The organism is Virgisporangium aurantiacum, from assembly GCF_016863635.1.
Classification (GTDB): domain Bacteria; phylum Actinomycetota; class Actinomycetes; order Mycobacteriales; family Micromonosporaceae; genus Virgisporangium; species Virgisporangium aurantiacum.
This window is the reverse complement of record NZ_BOPG01000031.1, coordinates 1-14,795: the sequence shown is the minus strand read 5'-3', so window position 1 is coordinate 14,795 and position 14,795 is coordinate 1. Positions and strand designations below refer to the sequence as shown.

At 73.9% G+C, this 14,795-nt stretch carries 15 protein-coding genes; 9 read left to right on the top strand and 6 right to left on the bottom strand.

Annotation, left to right across the window (positions count from 1 at the left end; all coding sequences use genetic code 11):
- Position 1 precedes the first annotated feature (1 nt).
- The 3 genes from Vau01_RS24205 to Vau01_RS24195 are packed head-to-tail and all read left to right on the top strand — an operon-like array spanning position 2 to position 3,944.
- Complete coding sequence (locus Vau01_RS24205; protein ID WP_203996625.1) at positions 2–1,324, top strand: enolase C-terminal domain-like protein; 1,323 nt, start codon at positions 2–4, stop codon at positions 1,322–1,324.
- A complete protein-coding gene (locus Vau01_RS24200) occupies positions 1,321–2,436 on the top strand; it encodes an L-talarate/galactarate dehydratase (RefSeq protein ID WP_275423955.1) in 1,116 nt (371 codons plus the stop codon). The genes Vau01_RS24205 and Vau01_RS24200 overlap by 4 nt, the downstream gene beginning before the upstream one ends.
- Positions 2,436–3,944 carry an aldehyde dehydrogenase (NADP(+)) gene (locus tag Vau01_RS24195; RefSeq protein WP_239151808.1) on the top strand — a complete coding sequence of 503 codons (1,509 nt, stop codon included), beginning with the start codon at positions 2,436–2,438 and terminating at the stop codon, positions 3,942–3,944. The genes Vau01_RS24200 and Vau01_RS24195 overlap by 1 nt, the downstream gene beginning before the upstream one ends.
- Before the next feature lie 4 nt (positions 3,945–3,948).
- Here the strand turns inward: Vau01_RS24195 and Vau01_RS24190 are convergent, their stop codons facing one another.
- From Vau01_RS24190 to Vau01_RS24175, 4 genes are read right to left on the bottom strand one after another with little or no spacing between them, the layout of a single operon-like run.
- On the bottom strand, positions 3,949–4,557 hold the full coding sequence (locus Vau01_RS24190) for a hypothetical protein (protein ID WP_203996621.1): 609 nt from the start codon (positions 4,555–4,557) through the stop codon (positions 3,949–3,951).
- Between the two features lie 25 nt (positions 4,558–4,582).
- On the bottom strand, positions 4,583–5,665 hold the full coding sequence (locus Vau01_RS24185; protein WP_203996619.1) for a hypothetical protein: 1,083 nt from the start codon (positions 5,663–5,665) through the stop codon (positions 4,583–4,585).
- Positions 5,666–6,238: a methyltransferase family protein gene (locus Vau01_RS24180; RefSeq protein ID WP_203996617.1), complete on the bottom strand. Its 573-nt coding sequence runs from the start codon at positions 6,236–6,238 to the stop codon at positions 5,666–5,668.
- A gap of 21 nt (positions 6,239–6,259) precedes the next feature.
- Positions 6,260–6,856, bottom strand: coding sequence for a CGNR zinc finger domain-containing protein (locus Vau01_RS24175; protein ID WP_203996615.1), 597 nt, complete (start codon positions 6,854–6,856; stop codon positions 6,260–6,262).
- A gap of 21 nt (positions 6,857–6,877) precedes the next feature.
- Here Vau01_RS24175 and Vau01_RS24170 point away from each other — a divergent pair, with 21 nt between their 5' ends.
- Positions 6,878–7,990, top strand: coding sequence for a DNA glycosylase AlkZ-like family protein (locus tag Vau01_RS24170; protein ID WP_203996613.1), 1,113 nt, complete (start codon positions 6,878–6,880; stop codon positions 7,988–7,990).
- 4 nt (positions 7,991–7,994) lie between these two features.
- The gene (locus tag Vau01_RS24165) at positions 7,995–8,660 is read left to right on the top strand and encodes a response regulator transcription factor (RefSeq protein WP_203996611.1); all 666 of its coding nucleotides are present in this window, start codon (positions 7,995–7,997) and stop codon (positions 8,658–8,660) included.
- Here the strand turns inward: Vau01_RS24165 and Vau01_RS24160 are convergent.
- On the bottom strand, positions 8,645–8,878 hold the full coding sequence (locus tag Vau01_RS24160; protein ID WP_203996609.1) for a hypothetical protein: 234 nt from the start codon (positions 8,876–8,878) through the stop codon (positions 8,645–8,647). The two genes, Vau01_RS24165 and Vau01_RS24160, sit on opposite strands and share 16 nt — an antisense overlap.
- A gap of 56 nt (positions 8,879–8,934) precedes the next feature.
- Here Vau01_RS24160 and Vau01_RS24155 point away from each other — a divergent pair, with 56 nt between their 5' ends.
- From Vau01_RS24155 to Vau01_RS24140, 4 genes are all read left to right on the top strand, one after another.
- Complete coding sequence (locus tag Vau01_RS24155; protein WP_203996608.1) at positions 8,935–10,281, top strand: sensor histidine kinase; 1,347 nt, start codon at positions 8,935–8,937, stop codon at positions 10,279–10,281.
- 69 nt (positions 10,282–10,350) lie between these two features.
- Positions 10,351–11,211, top strand: a complete 861-nt coding sequence (locus Vau01_RS24150; RefSeq protein WP_203996606.1) for a PrsW family glutamic-type intramembrane protease — start codon at positions 10,351–10,353, stop codon at positions 11,209–11,211.
- On the top strand, positions 11,208–12,215 hold the full coding sequence (locus Vau01_RS24145) for a lysylphosphatidylglycerol synthase domain-containing protein (RefSeq protein WP_203996603.1): 1,008 nt from the start codon (positions 11,208–11,210) through the stop codon (positions 12,213–12,215). The genes Vau01_RS24150 and Vau01_RS24145 overlap by 4 nt, the downstream gene beginning before the upstream one ends.
- Positions 12,212–14,527 carry a phosphatidylglycerol lysyltransferase domain-containing protein gene (locus tag Vau01_RS24140; protein ID WP_203996598.1) on the top strand — a complete coding sequence of 772 codons (2,316 nt, stop codon included), beginning with the start codon at positions 12,212–12,214 and terminating at the stop codon, positions 14,525–14,527. Before Vau01_RS24145 ends, Vau01_RS24140 begins: the two co-directional genes overlap by 4 nt.
- Here Vau01_RS24140 and Vau01_RS24135 read toward each other — a convergent pair.
- A partial coding sequence (locus tag Vau01_RS24135; RefSeq protein WP_203996594.1) for a response regulator transcription factor occupies positions 14,464–14,795 on the bottom strand: 332 nt, incomplete at its 5' end. The genes Vau01_RS24140 and Vau01_RS24135 overlap by 64 nt on opposite strands.

Sequence of the window (14,795 nt, the reverse complement as noted above, 5' to 3'; positions counted from 1 at the left end):
GATGCCCACCATCGCGCACGTCGAGGTCGTCCCGGTGGCGGGGCACGACAGCATGCTGCTGAACCTCAGCGGTGCGCACGGTCCGTTCTTCACGCGGAACGTCACGATCGTCACCGACGACGCCGGCAACATCGGTGTCGGCGAGGTGCCGGGCGGCGAGCCGATCCGGCTTGCGATCACGACGGCGGCCGAGCACCTGGTCGGCGAGCCGGTCGCCCGGTACGCCTCGCTGTTGCGCGACATCGCCGACCGGTACGCCGAGCTCGACTTCTTCGGCCGTGGCCAGCAGACGTTCGACCAGCGCGTCACCGTGCACGCCGTCACCGCGCTGGAGACCGCGCTGCTCGACCTGTTGGGCCAGCACCTCGGCGTCCCGGTGGCCGAACTGCTGGGCGACGGGATCCGGCGCACCGCCGTACCCGTCCTCGGTTACCTCTTCTACGTCGGCGACCATGCGCAGACCGACCTGCCCTACGCCGTCGAGCCGCACCCGGTCGACGACTGGGAACGGCTACGCCGGCAGCCCGCGCTCACGCCCGACGCGATCGTGGCCCTCGCCGAGGCCGCGCGGGCGCGGTACGGCTTCACCGACTTCAAGCTCAAGGGCGGCGTGCTGGCCGGCGAGGAGGAGATCGCCGCCGTGCGGGCGCTCGCCGCGCGGTTCCCGCAGGCCCGCGTCACCATCGATCCGAACGGGGGGTGGCTGCTGCCCGACGCGATCGCCCTGTGCCGGGACCTGCACGGGGTGCTCGCCTACGTCGAGGATCCGGTCGGTGCCGAGGGCGACCTGTCCGGCCGCGAGACGATGGCCGAGTTCCGCCGCGCCACCGGTCTGCGCACCGCCACCAACATGGTCGCCGTCGACTGGCGGCAGTTGGCCCACGCCGTGCGCGCCGACGCCGTCGACATCCCGCTCGCCGACCCGCACTTCTGGACGATGCGGGGCTCGGTCCGCGTCGCCCAGGTCTGCCGCGACTTCGGGCTCACCTGGGGCTCGCACTCCAACAACCACTTCGACATCTCGCTGGCGATGATCACCCATGTCGGTGCCGCCGCTCCGGGCGAGATCACGGCACTCGACACGCACTGGATCTGGCAGGACGGGCAGCGTCTCACCCGCGAGCCGCTGCACATCGCCGACGGCCACATCGCGGTCCCCGACCGGCCCGGCCTCGGCGTGGAACTCGACCGTGACGCGCTCGACGCCGCCCACGAGCTGTACCGGGAACGCCGCCTCAACGTCCGCGACGACGCCGTCGCGATGCGACAGCTGCTGCCCGGCTGGCAGTTCAACCCCAAGCGACCATGTCTGGTTCGATCGTGATCGCCCGGATCACGCTGTCGTCGGTGACGCTGCCGTTGAAGCAGGCGATCAGCGACGCGAAGGTGCTCACCGGCCGGCAGCGCCCGATGACCGAGGTGGCGTTCCTGTTCGCCGAGGTCCGCACCACCGACGGCCTCGACGGTCTCGGATTCGGCTACAGCAAACGGGCCGGCGGCCGGGCCCAGTACGCCCACGCGGCCGAGGTCGCCCACGAGCTGATCGGAGAGGACCCCAACGACATCGGCCGGCTCTGGACGAAGCTCGCCTGGGCCGGTGCGTCGGTGGGTCGCAGCGGCGCGGCCACCCAGGCGATCGCCGCGATCGACGTGGCGCTGTGGGACCTCAAGGCCAAGCGCGCCGGCCTGCCGCTCGCCAAGCTGCTCGGCGCGTACCGCGACTCGGTGCGCTGCTACGACACGAGCGGCGGGTTCCTGCACGAACCCGTCGAGCGGGTGCTCGACAACGCCGAGGCGGCGCGCGCGGCCGGCATCGGCGGCGTCAAGATCAAGGTGGGGCACCCGTCCCCCGCCGTCGACCTCGCCCGCGTCCGGGCCGTGCGCGATCGGCTCGGCGACGACGTGCCGCTGATGGTCGACGCCAACCAGCAGTGGGACCGGCCGGTGGCGACGCGGGTCGGGCGGGCGCTGGAGGAGTTCGACCTGACCTGGATCGAGGAACCCCTCGACGCCGACGACGTCGACGGGCACGCGGCTCTCGCCCGCTCCCTCGACACGCCGATCGCCTCGGGCGAGATGCTCACCAGCGTCGCCGAGCATGTGCGGCTGCTCGACGCCGTCGACGTCATCCAGCCCGACGCCCCACGCATCGGCGGCATCACCCAGTTCCAGCGGCTCGCCGCCCTCGCCGAGCACCACCACCTCACGCTGGCGCCGCACTTCGCGATGGAGATCCACGTCCACCTCGCCGCCGCCTACCCGCACGAGCCGTGGGTGGAACACTTCGACTGGCTGCATCCGCTGTTCAACGAACGGCTGGACATCCGCGACGGTCGCATCCACCTGTCCGGCCGCCCCGGCCTCGGCGTCACCCTCAGCGAGCAGGCCCGCGCATGGACCGTCGCCCACACCGTCATCCAGAAAGGGCCGGAATGATGGACGTTCCGAGCATCGATCCCCGCACCGGCGCCACCGTCGAGATCGTCACCACCGAGACCACGACGGCACAGGTCGACGAGCATTGCCGGGCGGCACTCGCCGCCGCCGGACCGCTCGACGCGCTGGGCCGCGAGGGACGCGCCACGCTGCTCGACGCGCTCGCCGAGGCGCTCGAGGCACACCGCGACCCGATCGTCGCCGTCGCCGACCGGGAAACGGCCCTCGGAAACCCCCGCCTGACCGGCGAGCTGACCCGCACCGCCTACCAACTCCGGCTCTTCGCCGAGGTCCTCCGCGACGGCGGTTACCTCGAAGCCACCATCGACCACGCCGGCGACACCCCGATGGGTCCCCGCCCCGACCTGCGACGCATGCTGGTGCCGCTCGGCCCGGTCGCGGTGTTCGGCGCCAGCAACTTCCCGCTCGCGTTCTCGGTTCCCGGCGGCGACTCCGCCTCGGCACTGGCTGCCGGGTGCCCCGTCGTCGTCAAGGCACACGGCTCGCACCCGGCGACGTCACAGCTGTGCTTCGACGTCCTCGACGCCGCCGCGCGCAAGGCCGGCGCGCCCGACGGCACCCTCGCCATCGTGCACGGCGTGCGGGCCGGTGCCGACCTCGTCGCCCATCCGGCCGTCCGCGCTGTCGGCTTCACCGGCTCCACCGCCGGCGCCCGCGCGCTGCTCGCCGTCATCGAGGGGCGGCCCGACCCGATCCCGTTCCACGGCGAGCTCAGCAGCCTCAACCCCGTCGTCGTCACCCCGCTGGCCGCCGCCGATCGGGCCGACCGCATCGGCGCCGACCTGGCCGGCTCGTTCACCCTCGGCGCCGGGCAGTTCTGCACCAAACCCGGCCTGGCCTTCGTGCCGGCCGGACCCGACGGCGACACCCTCGTCGCCGCCGTCCGCGCGGCCGTCGCCGGCATGACCCCGGCGGTGATGCTCAACGCCGGCATCGCCGCGTCGTACGAACGCGGCACCGCCCGGCTCGCCGCCGCCACCGGGCAATCCGTCGGGGAAATCGCTGGGGAGACCGCAATCGGCACCGGCCTCCCGCTGCTGCTCACCACGACCGCCGCGGACCTTCCGCCCGAGGCCACCGACGAGTGCTTCGGTCCCGTCGCCGTGATCGCCCGCTACGCCGACGACCGCGAACTGTTCGACGCCCTCGACCGGCTCCCCGGCTCGCTGACGGCCACCGTGCACCGCGGCCCCGGCGAGACCGACCTGCCCGGCCGGCTCACCCGGCGGCTGCTCCCCCGCGCCGGCCGGATCGTCTTCGACGGGTACCCCACCGGCGTCGCCGTCGCGTGGGCGCAGCACCACGGCGGGCCGTGGCCGGCCACCAACACGCAGCACACGTCCGTCGGCACCACGGCCATCCGCCGGTTCCTGCGCCCGGTCGCCTGGCAGAACGCACCGTCCGACCTCCTGCCCGCCGAACTCCGCAACGGCTACCGCCGCATTTCCCGCCGGGTCGACGGGGTGCTGCACCCGGCGGGGACGTGATGCGTCAACCGCCGGGGCCGGACATCTGGATGCCGCGTCGACGGCCGGCCCGGCATGAGCGCTGAGAACCGCGCCGGCCGGCGTCCACCGGACGCAGCGAGGCCGGAACCTCGCCCCACGCGCCGAGCGTGTCCAGCGGCGGCTCACCCACCACCAGGGCGCAGGTCGGCGTCTCCCAGAGCTGAAGCACACCGGTCTCGTAGTTGATCTCGCACACGTGACGCCAGGCGTCCGGGCTGTCGCGCAGTGGCTCGCCGACCCACACCGCCGGCAGCACCCCACCCGCCGGGACCGTCGTGTCCACCGCCACCCACTCGACCCAGACCTCCAGGCTCTCGGCCGTCTCGTTGCCGATCGTGAACGCGTGCGTCGGCCGGGCCGGATACGCCGCCAGGTCGGCGGGCCAGCCCTGCTCGACGACCTGGTCGCCGTCGGCCGCCCAGGCGCGCAACGCCCCGCCGACCTCCGGATCCACGATCAGGCCACCGGGGGTGCAGCGCAGCGCCAGCCCACCGGCCGCCTCGACGCGAAGACCGCCGGCGAGGGACACGGTCGTGCCGGCCACGACGGCCGCGGCGGGCCGTTTCGCGGACGTGTGCAGGGTGAAGATCAACGAGCTGAGGGAACGTCGTCAGCGGTCACAGCACCGGACGGTACCCGGGCAACGGCTCGACGACGAGGTTCGGCAGCAACGCCTGAACGGCGTCCCGTTGGCCTGTCATCTCGGCAACCGCGAGCTGTTCCAGGTGGGCGAACCGGGGCGCCAACCTGGCCACCCGATCCATCGAGTCCCAGCCGTCTTCACCGGTGTCGAGGCTGGTGACTCCGAGGAACCGCAACTGGGGCAGTACCGGCCAGTGGGCGACGGCCTCGAACTCGGTGACCCACGCGCAGGCCGGAAAGGCGCCGAAAGCCCCGTCCGCCAGCACATCGAGGACGTCCCCGCCGGCGGGGACGGACACGGTGCCGTGGTCGAAGACGGAACCCCGCAGGTCGAGCCGGCGCAGCCGGGGGAACGAGACCGGCGACGGGCGAATCCGGACCGCGGACGCCGCGCCGCCGGCGGAGTCGGCACCGCTGATCAGGTTGAACGTCGTCAGTTGCGGCAGCCAGGTCGCCTCCGGCGCCGGCGAATCGACCCACATCGCGTCGAACGGCGCGCCGTGCAGCCACAGCGTTGTCAGCGTCTCGTGGCGCAGGTCGTCGAACAGGTGGGTGCCTTCCAGATACAACCGGCGTAGCGCCGGCAGCGCGTCGGACAGCCGCCCGGCCGTTCCCGGGTCGACCAGCGGGAAGGACAACTCCTCCGCCACGAGCATCGTGGTCAGGTCGCGTCCGGTCGACGTGGTCAGGCTCATGTCGAGCATGCCGCCCTCGTCGTAGCCCAGGTACAGCGCCTCCAGCCGCGGACGCGGCAACGCCACCAGGCCCGCGACCGCCCGGCCGGTCGCGTGGTGGTAGTCGACCATCCGGATCCGGGCGGTCCGGATCGTGCCGGTCTCCGGTCGCCGCAGCGCCGCCGCGATCAGGATCGCCTCCCACTGCTCGGGATCGGCCGGATCCCCCGGATCCGGCCCGGCGGCCCCGGTCTCGACCAGCCGCCGGGCGAGGGCGCCACGCTTGCGATCCGGATCGGGGACGGGCTCGAACTCCAACGCCCCGTCCCGCGTCACCCGCAGCGACCCGTCGGCGAGCAGGGCCGCCCAGTCCTCGCCCGACATCTACCACAGCCCCGGTACGAGGCGACGCGTCGCGCGCTGGTAGGCGCGGTACCGCTCACCGAGGACGCGGACCAGTTCGGACTCCTCGACCGTGATGCGCGGCACCAGTCCGAGAGTCGTGCCGGCGACGCAGACCGCGAGGGACAGCCAGTTGCCGGCGCTCAGGCCGAGTCCCAGGGCGATCAGCAGCAGGCCGGTGTAGGAGGGATGCCGCACCCACCGGTACGGGCCGCGGGTGACGACGGCCTGGTCGGCGTCGACCTGGATGAAGGTGCTGAACGATCCGGCGAGGGTCAGCACCGCCCAGACGCGAACGGCCAGGCCCATCCAGATGACGACGACGCCGACGACGGCGAACGCGTCCGCCGCGGGCGTGTCCAGCGCCGGGGCCCAGCGGTGCAGCAGCCACCCGATCAGGATCGAGAGCACGAGGGTGAGGGAGACGATCGCGCGGGTGCCGCGGTCCCGACCCCGGCGATCCTTCCGGTTGGCCAGGTCGCGCGCGAGCAGGCCGACCTCGAACGCGAACCAGCAGAGGATCGACACTCGGAGCGGCCAGGACAGCGCGGGCACGCCTCGCAACGTAGACCACGGTCACGCATCGGTGGCGCGGCGGGTACGCAGCGCCCGGACCTTGTGACGGTTGCCGCAGCGCTCCATCGTGCACCAGCGCCGGGCGCCGGGCCGGGACGAGTCGACGAACACCAGCGGGCAGTTGTCGCCCGCGCATTCGCGGATCCGGTCGGCGAGCGGGCCGGCCAGCAGGTCGATCATCTCCCGCGCCAGCATGGACAGGGCCTGCGCCGCCCGTACCGGGGAGGCCCACGCCGCGGCGCCGTCAACCAACTCCGGTACCAGTGGCGACACCGCCGCGGCCCGGTTGATGACCGCGACCGCGTCCGCCGGAAGACGCCGGCCCGCCGCCCGCGCGTGCGCCGCGTCCCAGATCGCCTGGCGCAACGCCTTGGCCGCGACCAGGTCCCGGGTCGTCACCGGCACCGTCATGACCGCGGAAAGCGGTGGCGAAGCCAGCCAGTCGCCCAGATCGGCGGGTTCGTGGAGGGACTCGTAGATCGCGTACTCGCCCTCGCCGCCGGTGTGGGCGAAGTCCAGGCATACCGCGCCGGCGTCGAACCGGAACGAGCCTCCCCGGGGGGAGTGCAGGATCCGTCCGGTTGCGGCCGCTCGCATGTAACCACTATAACTGGTGTCATGAAGGTCACGTGGCAACAGGTGTGCGCGTGGCGGATGCGACGGCAGTACCTGCACCCGCGCACGAAGGGCACCGCGAGCGACATCGTCGGCCGGCTGTGCGGCGTGCAGGCGCAGGTCCGGAGCGCCGCCGAAACGGCCGTCGCGCTGCGCCAGGTGACACCCGACAAGGACGCCGTCGACAAGGGCTTCGCCGATCTCTCGGTGCTGAAGACCTGGGCGATGCGGGGCACCCTGCACCTGCTGACGCCGGGGAACGCCGGCGCCTACCTGTCGCTCATGGAGACCACCGGCTTCTGGCTGAAGGCATCCTGGCAGCGGGTCTCCGGGGTCACCCCGCGGCAGATCGACGAGCTGACCGAGACGGTGGCGGACGTCCTCGACGGGTCCGTCCTCACCAGGGACCAGTTGGTGACCCGGATCGTCGCCGACAAGCGGTTCGCGGGCATCGAGGACCGGCTGCGATCGGGCTGGGGCCAGGTGCTCAAGCCGTTGGCGTGGCGCGGCGTCCTGTGCCACGGCCCGAACCAGGGCAACAAGATCACCTTCATGTCACCGGCGAACCGGTTCCCCGACTGGGGAGAGCGACCGGACCCCGACGAGGCCGCGCCCACGGTGATCGCCGCCTATCTGGGTGCGTACGGTCCGGCCACTCCCGCGGTGTTCGACCGCTGGTTGTCGCTCAACAGCACCAGCAAGCCGCGACTGCGCCGATGGTTCGAGACCATGGGGGACGCGCTGACCGAGGTCGAGGTCGACGGGCGGCCGGCGGTGCTGCTGACCGAACACGTCGACGAGCTGGCCGGCGTCGCCCCGGTCCCGGGCGTCCGGTTGCTCGGCGGATTCGACCAGTACATCCTCGGCCCCGGCACCAACGACGAGACGCTGCTCCCGAAGGAACACCGGGCCGCGGTGAGCCGGACGTCCGGCTGGATATCCCCCATCGTCGTCGTGGACGGCCGGGTCGTCGGCGTGTGGGAGATCCTCGGTGCCGAGGTGGTGGTGACCCCGTTCCCGAACGGTGCCCGCCTGCCGTTGACGGAGCTCCGGAAGGAAGCGGCCCACGTCGCACGCGCGAGCGGTGTGGGCAGGCTGACGGTCCGCATATCGTGATCGCATGAGGTTGCTCGTGGTCGAGGACGACGAGGCGATGTCGAGCATGCTGTGCCGGGGGCTGCGCCGGGCCGGGTACGCCGTCGACGCGGTCGCCACCGGAACCGACGCGGTGTGGAGCGTCACCGAGACCGACTACGACGCGGTGGTGCTCGACGCGATGATCCCGCCGCCCGACGGTTTCGAGGTGTGCCGGCGCGCCCGCGCCGCGGACCGGTGGGTGCCGATCCTCATGCTCACCGCGCGCGACGCCGTCGACGACAAGGTGCGCGGGCTCGACGCCGGCGCCGACGACTACCTCACCAAGCCGTTCGCCCTCGACGAGTTGCTGGCCCGGGTGCGGGCACTGATCCGGCGCGGGCCGCAGCAGCGCCCCACCGTCCTGCGCGTCGACGACCTCGTGCTGGACCCGGCCGGGCACACCGTCCACCGGGCCGACACCGCGATCGACCTGTCGCCGCGGGAGTTCTCGCTGCTGCACGAGCTGATGCGGCACGCGGGCGAGACGTTGAGCCGCACGCACCTCATCGAGCACGTATGGGACTTCGCCTACGACGGCGGGTCCAACATGGTCGACGTGTACATCCGGCACCTCCGCGACAAGGTCGACCGCCCGTTCGGCCGGTCGACGATCCAGACCGTCCGGGGCGCCGGCTACCGGCTCGGGTGACGCCCGCGTTCGGTCCGGGCCCGTTCGGTGAGAGCGGCGAGCATCGCCACGTCGCGGTGCAGCCGGTCCAGTTCCTCGGCCAGTTCGGCCGTTGCCGCGCCGATCCGCCGCAGCCGGTCGTCGGTGCGGCGCGCGGTGGCCCGGGCGGCCCGGGCCGCTCGGACCACGACGGTCACGGTGACGACCATCCCCACAAGAGCCACAAGAACCGGTGCCATGGACCGAAACTAGGGCCGGCGAGATGACAGGATCGTGAAAGGAGGCGGGTGATCACATGGTGCGGGTGCTGCCGCGGTCGGTCCACGCCCGGCTCGTGACGCTGTTCGCCGCCCTCACCACGCTCGCCCTGATCGGCTGCCTCGGCGTGCTGTACCTGGTGATCCAGCACCGGCTCGACGTGGCGCTGGACACCTCCCTGGCCACCCGCAGCGACGACCTCACCGCCGCGGTCGCCGCCGGTGACCTGGCCGCGGTCGCCGGTGACCCGCTCGCGCAGTTGTACTCGCCGGACGGCGACGTCCTCGCCGGCGCCACCGGTCACCGCCTGCTCTCGCCCGCCCAGGTCCGTGCGGTCGACGGCCGCGACTACGCCCGGCGCGCCGTTCCGATCGAACGCGACGGCGGCCGGGCCGACCTGCGGCTGCTGTCGCGGCAGCTGCCCTCCGGTGACGTGCTTGCCGTCGCGGCCCGGTACCGGGTGATCGACCAGGCCAGCGGCGACACCCTCCTCGTCCTCGCGGTCGCGACGCCGCTGCTGGTGGCCCTGGTGTCGGTGGCGGGTTGGCTGGTGGTGCGGGCCGCGCTGCGTCCGGTCGACCGGTTGACCCGCGAGGCGGCCACGATCTCGACGCTGGACACCGGCCGGCGGCTGCCGGCGGTACCCGGCGACGACGAGATCGCCCGGCTGGCCCGCACCCTCGACGCGATGCTCGACCGGCTCCGGGTCGCGTTTGACCGGGAACGGGCGTTCGTCGACGACGCCAGCCACGAACTGCGGACCCCGATCGCGGTGCTCCGCGGCGAGATCGACCTGGCCCTCGGCGCGCTCGACGATCCGGCCGAGGTGGAGCAGTCGCTGGTCGCCGCGCGCTCGCAGGCGATCCGGTTGACGAGGCTCGCCGAGGACCTCCTGCTGCTGGCCCGGGAACGGGCCGGCGCGCTGGCGGTCCACCGGCAGCCGGTCGACCTGCGCGACCTGGCCGAGGCCGAGGCCCGGCTGCTCGGTCCGGTCACCGAGATGCGGCTGGAGGTCCGCGGCGAGCCGGTGACCGTCGACGCCGATCCGGACCGGTTGCGGCAGGTCCTCGCCAACCTGGTCACGAACAGCGCGGCCGCCGGCGCGCGGACCGTGCGGATCGACATCCTGCGCGACGGCCGCGACGGCGTCGGGTTGCGGGTCGCCGACGACGGTCCCGGCTTCCCGGACCACCTCCTGCCGTCGGTCTTCGACCGGTTCGTGCGCGGCGCGGCGGCCCGGTCGGGCAGCGGTGCCGGGCTGGGCCTGTCGATCGTCCGCGCCGTCGTCACCGCACACGACGGCACCGTCGACGCGTCCAACGGGCCACCGCTCGGCGGCGCCCGGGTGACGGTGCGGCTCCCGGCGCGGACCGGGGACATGTGACGGGCATCGCGTCGCCCTGACCCGGTCGCTTTCATCGAGCCGTCATGATCCGGCGGACATCGTGAACGCATGACCATCGACACCGCACCGTTCCCGTACACCACACCCACCACGACCGTCGCCCCGGTCTGGCCGCCGGCACCAAAGCCGCCACGCCGCCCGCGCGCCCGCCGGTTCCTGGGCGCCCTGCCCGCCACGCTCGCGGTGCTGGCCAGCGGTCTGGCGCTGTACTACCTCGTCTACCGGGCGCTGCTGGCCACCGGCGACATCCTGTACCTGCCGGCCCTGTTCGTGGTCGGCGCCACCACCACACCGGCCGCGTTCGCCGTCTACATGTCGCGCCTGGCCGGACCGATCCGGGTCAACGCCCGCGCGCTGGGCCTGTTCGCGCTCTGGGGCGGCGTGGTCGGCACGGTCGTCGCGGGGATCCTGGAGACCGACACGGCCCGGATCCTGGGCGGCCTGCCCACGCCGATCATCGGCATCGTCGAGGAGTCGGCGAAGCTGCTGCTCCCCCTCGCGGTCGTGCCGTTCGTCCGCCGGCTGGGCCACACCGCCGCCGACGGCCTGGCCATCGGCGTCGCGATCGGCGTCGGCTTCGCCTCGCTGGAGACGATGGGCTACGCGTTCGCGGTGCTGCTGCAGAGCCACGGCAACCTGCACGCCATGGACCAGTTGCTCCTCATGCGCGGCCTCCTCGCCCCCGCCGGACACGCCGCCTGGACCGGGCTCGCCGCGGCCGCCCTGTGGCGCGTCGGCCTGAACCGCACCGGCCGGTCGCTGCTGGCCTTCGCCGGAACGTTCCTCGGCGTGGTCACCATGCACGCAATCTGGGACACCGTCGGCAGCACCTGGGCGTACCTCGCCCTGGCCGTCCTCAGCCTCGGTCTGCTCCACCGCAGCCTGCACCGCGCGGTCCAGGGCCGGTGACGGTGCGGGGTGTGCTCGGCCTGGCCGCCGCCGGGGTGCTGGTCGCCCTGGTCGCGGCCGACCGGGCCGACGTTCCGGCGGCGGCGCGGGCGCTGCGGGACGCCCACCCGGTCTGGCTGTCGGCCGGCGCGGCGGCGCTGCTGGTGTGGTGGGCCGCCTGGGTGCTGCTGCACGCGACCAGCCGCCAGGCCGCCGGGATCAGCGGCGGCGCCGCGGAATTGGCGCGGCTGGTGCCGTTGGCGCTGGGCGCGGTCGCGGTGAACTCGGCGGTCAAGTCGGGTGGGTTGGCCGGGGTGGCGCTGTTCGACGGCGACGGCCGGGCCCGCTCGCTGTCGCGGGGACGGGTGCACGCCGGCTACCTGTTGGCGCTGGCCTTCACGGAGGTGGCGTTCCTGGTGACGCTCGCGCTCGGCGTCGTGCTGGCCCGGTGGAACGGGCAGCTGACCCGCGGCGAGTCGGCCGCGGTCGCGGTCTTCCTGGTGTTCCTGGTGGTCCGCGGCGCGGCGCTGGTGGCGGCGGTGCGCAGCCGTGAGGCGTTGCGGCGGACGTGGTCGGTGCCGGCGCGCCTCTGGGACCGGGTGCGCCGCCGGCCGGCCCGCGACCACGACGTGGCGGCGGCCGACGAGTTCTACGCGGCGGTCGCGCTCCTGCGTTCGCGCCCGGCCGCCGCGGTGGTCCCGCTGGTCGCGGCCGTCGCGGTGGATTTCGCCGGCGTCGCCATGGTGTGGACCGCGATCGGCGCGGTCGGTGGCGGCAGCCGACCGGGGACGGCGCTGATCGCGTACGCCGTCTCGGCGGTGTTCGGCATCGTCGGTGTGCTGCCCGGTGGGCTGGGATTCGCGGAGGTGGGCGTGGTGGCGGTGCTGGTGTCGGCGGGGACGCCCACCGGAGTGGCCGCGGCGGCCGCCGTCGTGTTCCGGGTCTGGGAGTTCTGGGTGCCGCTGCTCGTGGGGGCGCCGCTGGCCTGGTGGTCCCGGCGGGCGCAACCGGTGGACGCGTCATGAGCGCGGTGAGCGTCACCGGTTACCTGACCCGGCGGTTCGCGGCCGGGGCGGTCCTGCTGCTCGGCGCGATCGACCTCGTCGGCGCCGCGGCCACCGTTCCGGTGCGCCGGCCCGGCGTGCTCGGGGTCGACTACGCGGTCGCCGCCGTGATCGGCGCCCACTACGTGCTGCTGGCCGCCGGCGTCACCGCCGTGGTGACCGCCCGCGGCATCTGGCGCGGCAAGCGGACCGCGTGGTGGCTCGCGGTGGCGGCCGCGGTCGTCTCCCTGCCCGGTCACCACGTCCGCGACCCGCACGGCCGGCCGGTCGTGGCCTCGGCGCTGGTGGTGCTGGCGGTCCTCGTCGCCGGAAGGCGGGCCTTCACCGCCCGCGCGGACCCGGCCCTGGCCCGGCAGGGACTGGCGGTGCTCGCCGCCGGGCTGGTGTCGGTGCTGGGCTACGCGGTCATCGGGCTGTACCTGCTGGACTCGCAGTTCCGCGAGCCCACCTCGCTGACGGCGTCGATCCGGGGCGGCGTCCGGCTGCTGTTCCTGCTGCCGGTCCGGTTCGAGCCGGCGACGCGGCACGAGCGGTTCTTCGTCGACTCGGTCCGGGTCGCGGCGCTGACCGTGGTGGCCGTCGCGCTGACCCGGCTGGTCGCCTCCGTCGTCGGCACCCCCGGCCACGACGCGCAACGCCGGGTCGTCGCCGGGATCCTGGCCCGCCACGGCAGCACCGCGCTGGCCCACTTCCACCTGCTCGACGACAAGAACTGGGTGATCAGCGACGACCACGAGGCGTTCGTCGGCTACACCGTGGTCGGCACCAGCGCCGTCGCCCTCGGCGAACCGGTCGGCGCGCCCTGTTCCCGCGACGAGGCCGTGCGCCGGTTCCTGGAGTTGTGCGCGCTCAACGGGTGGACACCGGTGTTCCACCAGGTCACCGCCGCGGGATGCGAATCGCTGACGGCGCACGGGCTGCGCGTCCTCAAGATCGGCGAGGAGGCGGTCGTCGACCTGGCGTCGTTCACCCTCGACGGCCGCGACCGCAAGGGGCTGCGCTCGGCGGTGCGGCGCTGCGAACGCGCCGGCTACCGGATCGTCGACCTGCCGCACCCGCTCGACGACGCGCACCTGGCCCGGCTCGCCGAGGTCTCCGACGCCTGGCTCGCCTCCGGCGGGCACCGGGAACGCACGTTCACCCTGGGCCGGTTCGATCCCGGCTACCTGCACGAGACGCCGGTGGTCGCCGTGGTCGACGACGCGGGCACCGTCTGGGCGTTCGCCAACCTGCTGCCGCCCTACCGGGGCCGGGACGCCTCCTTCGACCTGATGCGCCGCCGCCCGGACGCGGCCAACGGCGTCATGGAGTTCCTGTTCGTCGCGCTGATCGAACGCTTCCGCCGGGACGGGTACAGCGGGATGAACCTCGGCCTGGCTCCGCTGTCCGGTGCCGGCACCGGCGACACCGTCGCCGACCGGGTCATCCGGACCCTGTACCGGCGCGGCGGCGCGGCGTTCAACTTCGCCGGCCTGCGCGCGTACAAGGACAAGTGGGGACCGCGGTGGGAACCGCGGTACCTCGCCTACCGGTTCGACGCCGACCTGCCGAAGGCGGCAGTCGCCGTTGCCCGGGCCGGCGAACTCCCCGACCCGCGCAGCCCGCTCACCCGGGCGGTCGGGCTGGTCCGCCGCTATCCGGCGTCGATCGCCTTCGCCGCCCTGCAACTGTGGATCATGGCGGCGACCGCCGCCGACCCGCACCTGCACCACGTGCTGCTCCGCCACTTCGGCCTGGCCTGGGCGGACCTGCGGCACGGCCAGGTCTGGCGACTGGTCACCGGTCCGTTCGTCCAGACCCGGCCGGGCTTCGTCTGGTCCAACCTGGCCCTGGTGTTCCTGGTGTTCCCGGTGGCCGAACGGCGGCTGGGTACCCGCCGGATGGCGGCGGTCTTCCTCGGCGGCGACTGGGTGAGCACCGTCCCCGTCCTCCTCGGCGTCCGGATCGCCGTCGCCGCCGGAGTCGCCGGTGCCGCCGCGACCCTCGCCGAACGCGACGCCGGCTCGTCGAGCGGATCGTTCGCCCTGATCGCCGCAACCCTGCTCACCGTGGCCGCGCCCCGCGTGCGGTGGTCGCTGATCGCCGTGCTCGTCGCCGCCCTCACGGTCACACTGGCCGTCGACCAGCGGCTGTTCGACCTCCAGCACCTGATCTCCGCCGTGGCGACCGTGGCCGTCCTGGCAACCGCCGCCCGGTGGCGCCGCCCGCCTCAGCGGTCCCGGTCGAGCGCGGCGCGCAGCTCGGTGCGGTTGCGGACGCCCAGCTTGCGGTAGACGTTCTGCAGGTGGTTGTCGACCGTCCGGGCCGAGACGACCAGGCTCGCCGCGATCGCCTGGCTGGTGGTGCCCGGCGCGGCGAGCCGCGCGATCTCCCGCTCCCGCGGGGTGAGCCCGGCCGTGCCGGCGCGGCGCAGCCCGGCCAGGTCCGGGGTCCGCACGCCGACCAGGCGCTCGGCGACCGGGCGGCCGGCGCGGGCGGCGCCCACCGCCCGGCGGGTGGCGCCGCGGCGGTCGGCGGTGGCCGCCGCGACGGCGTAGGCCT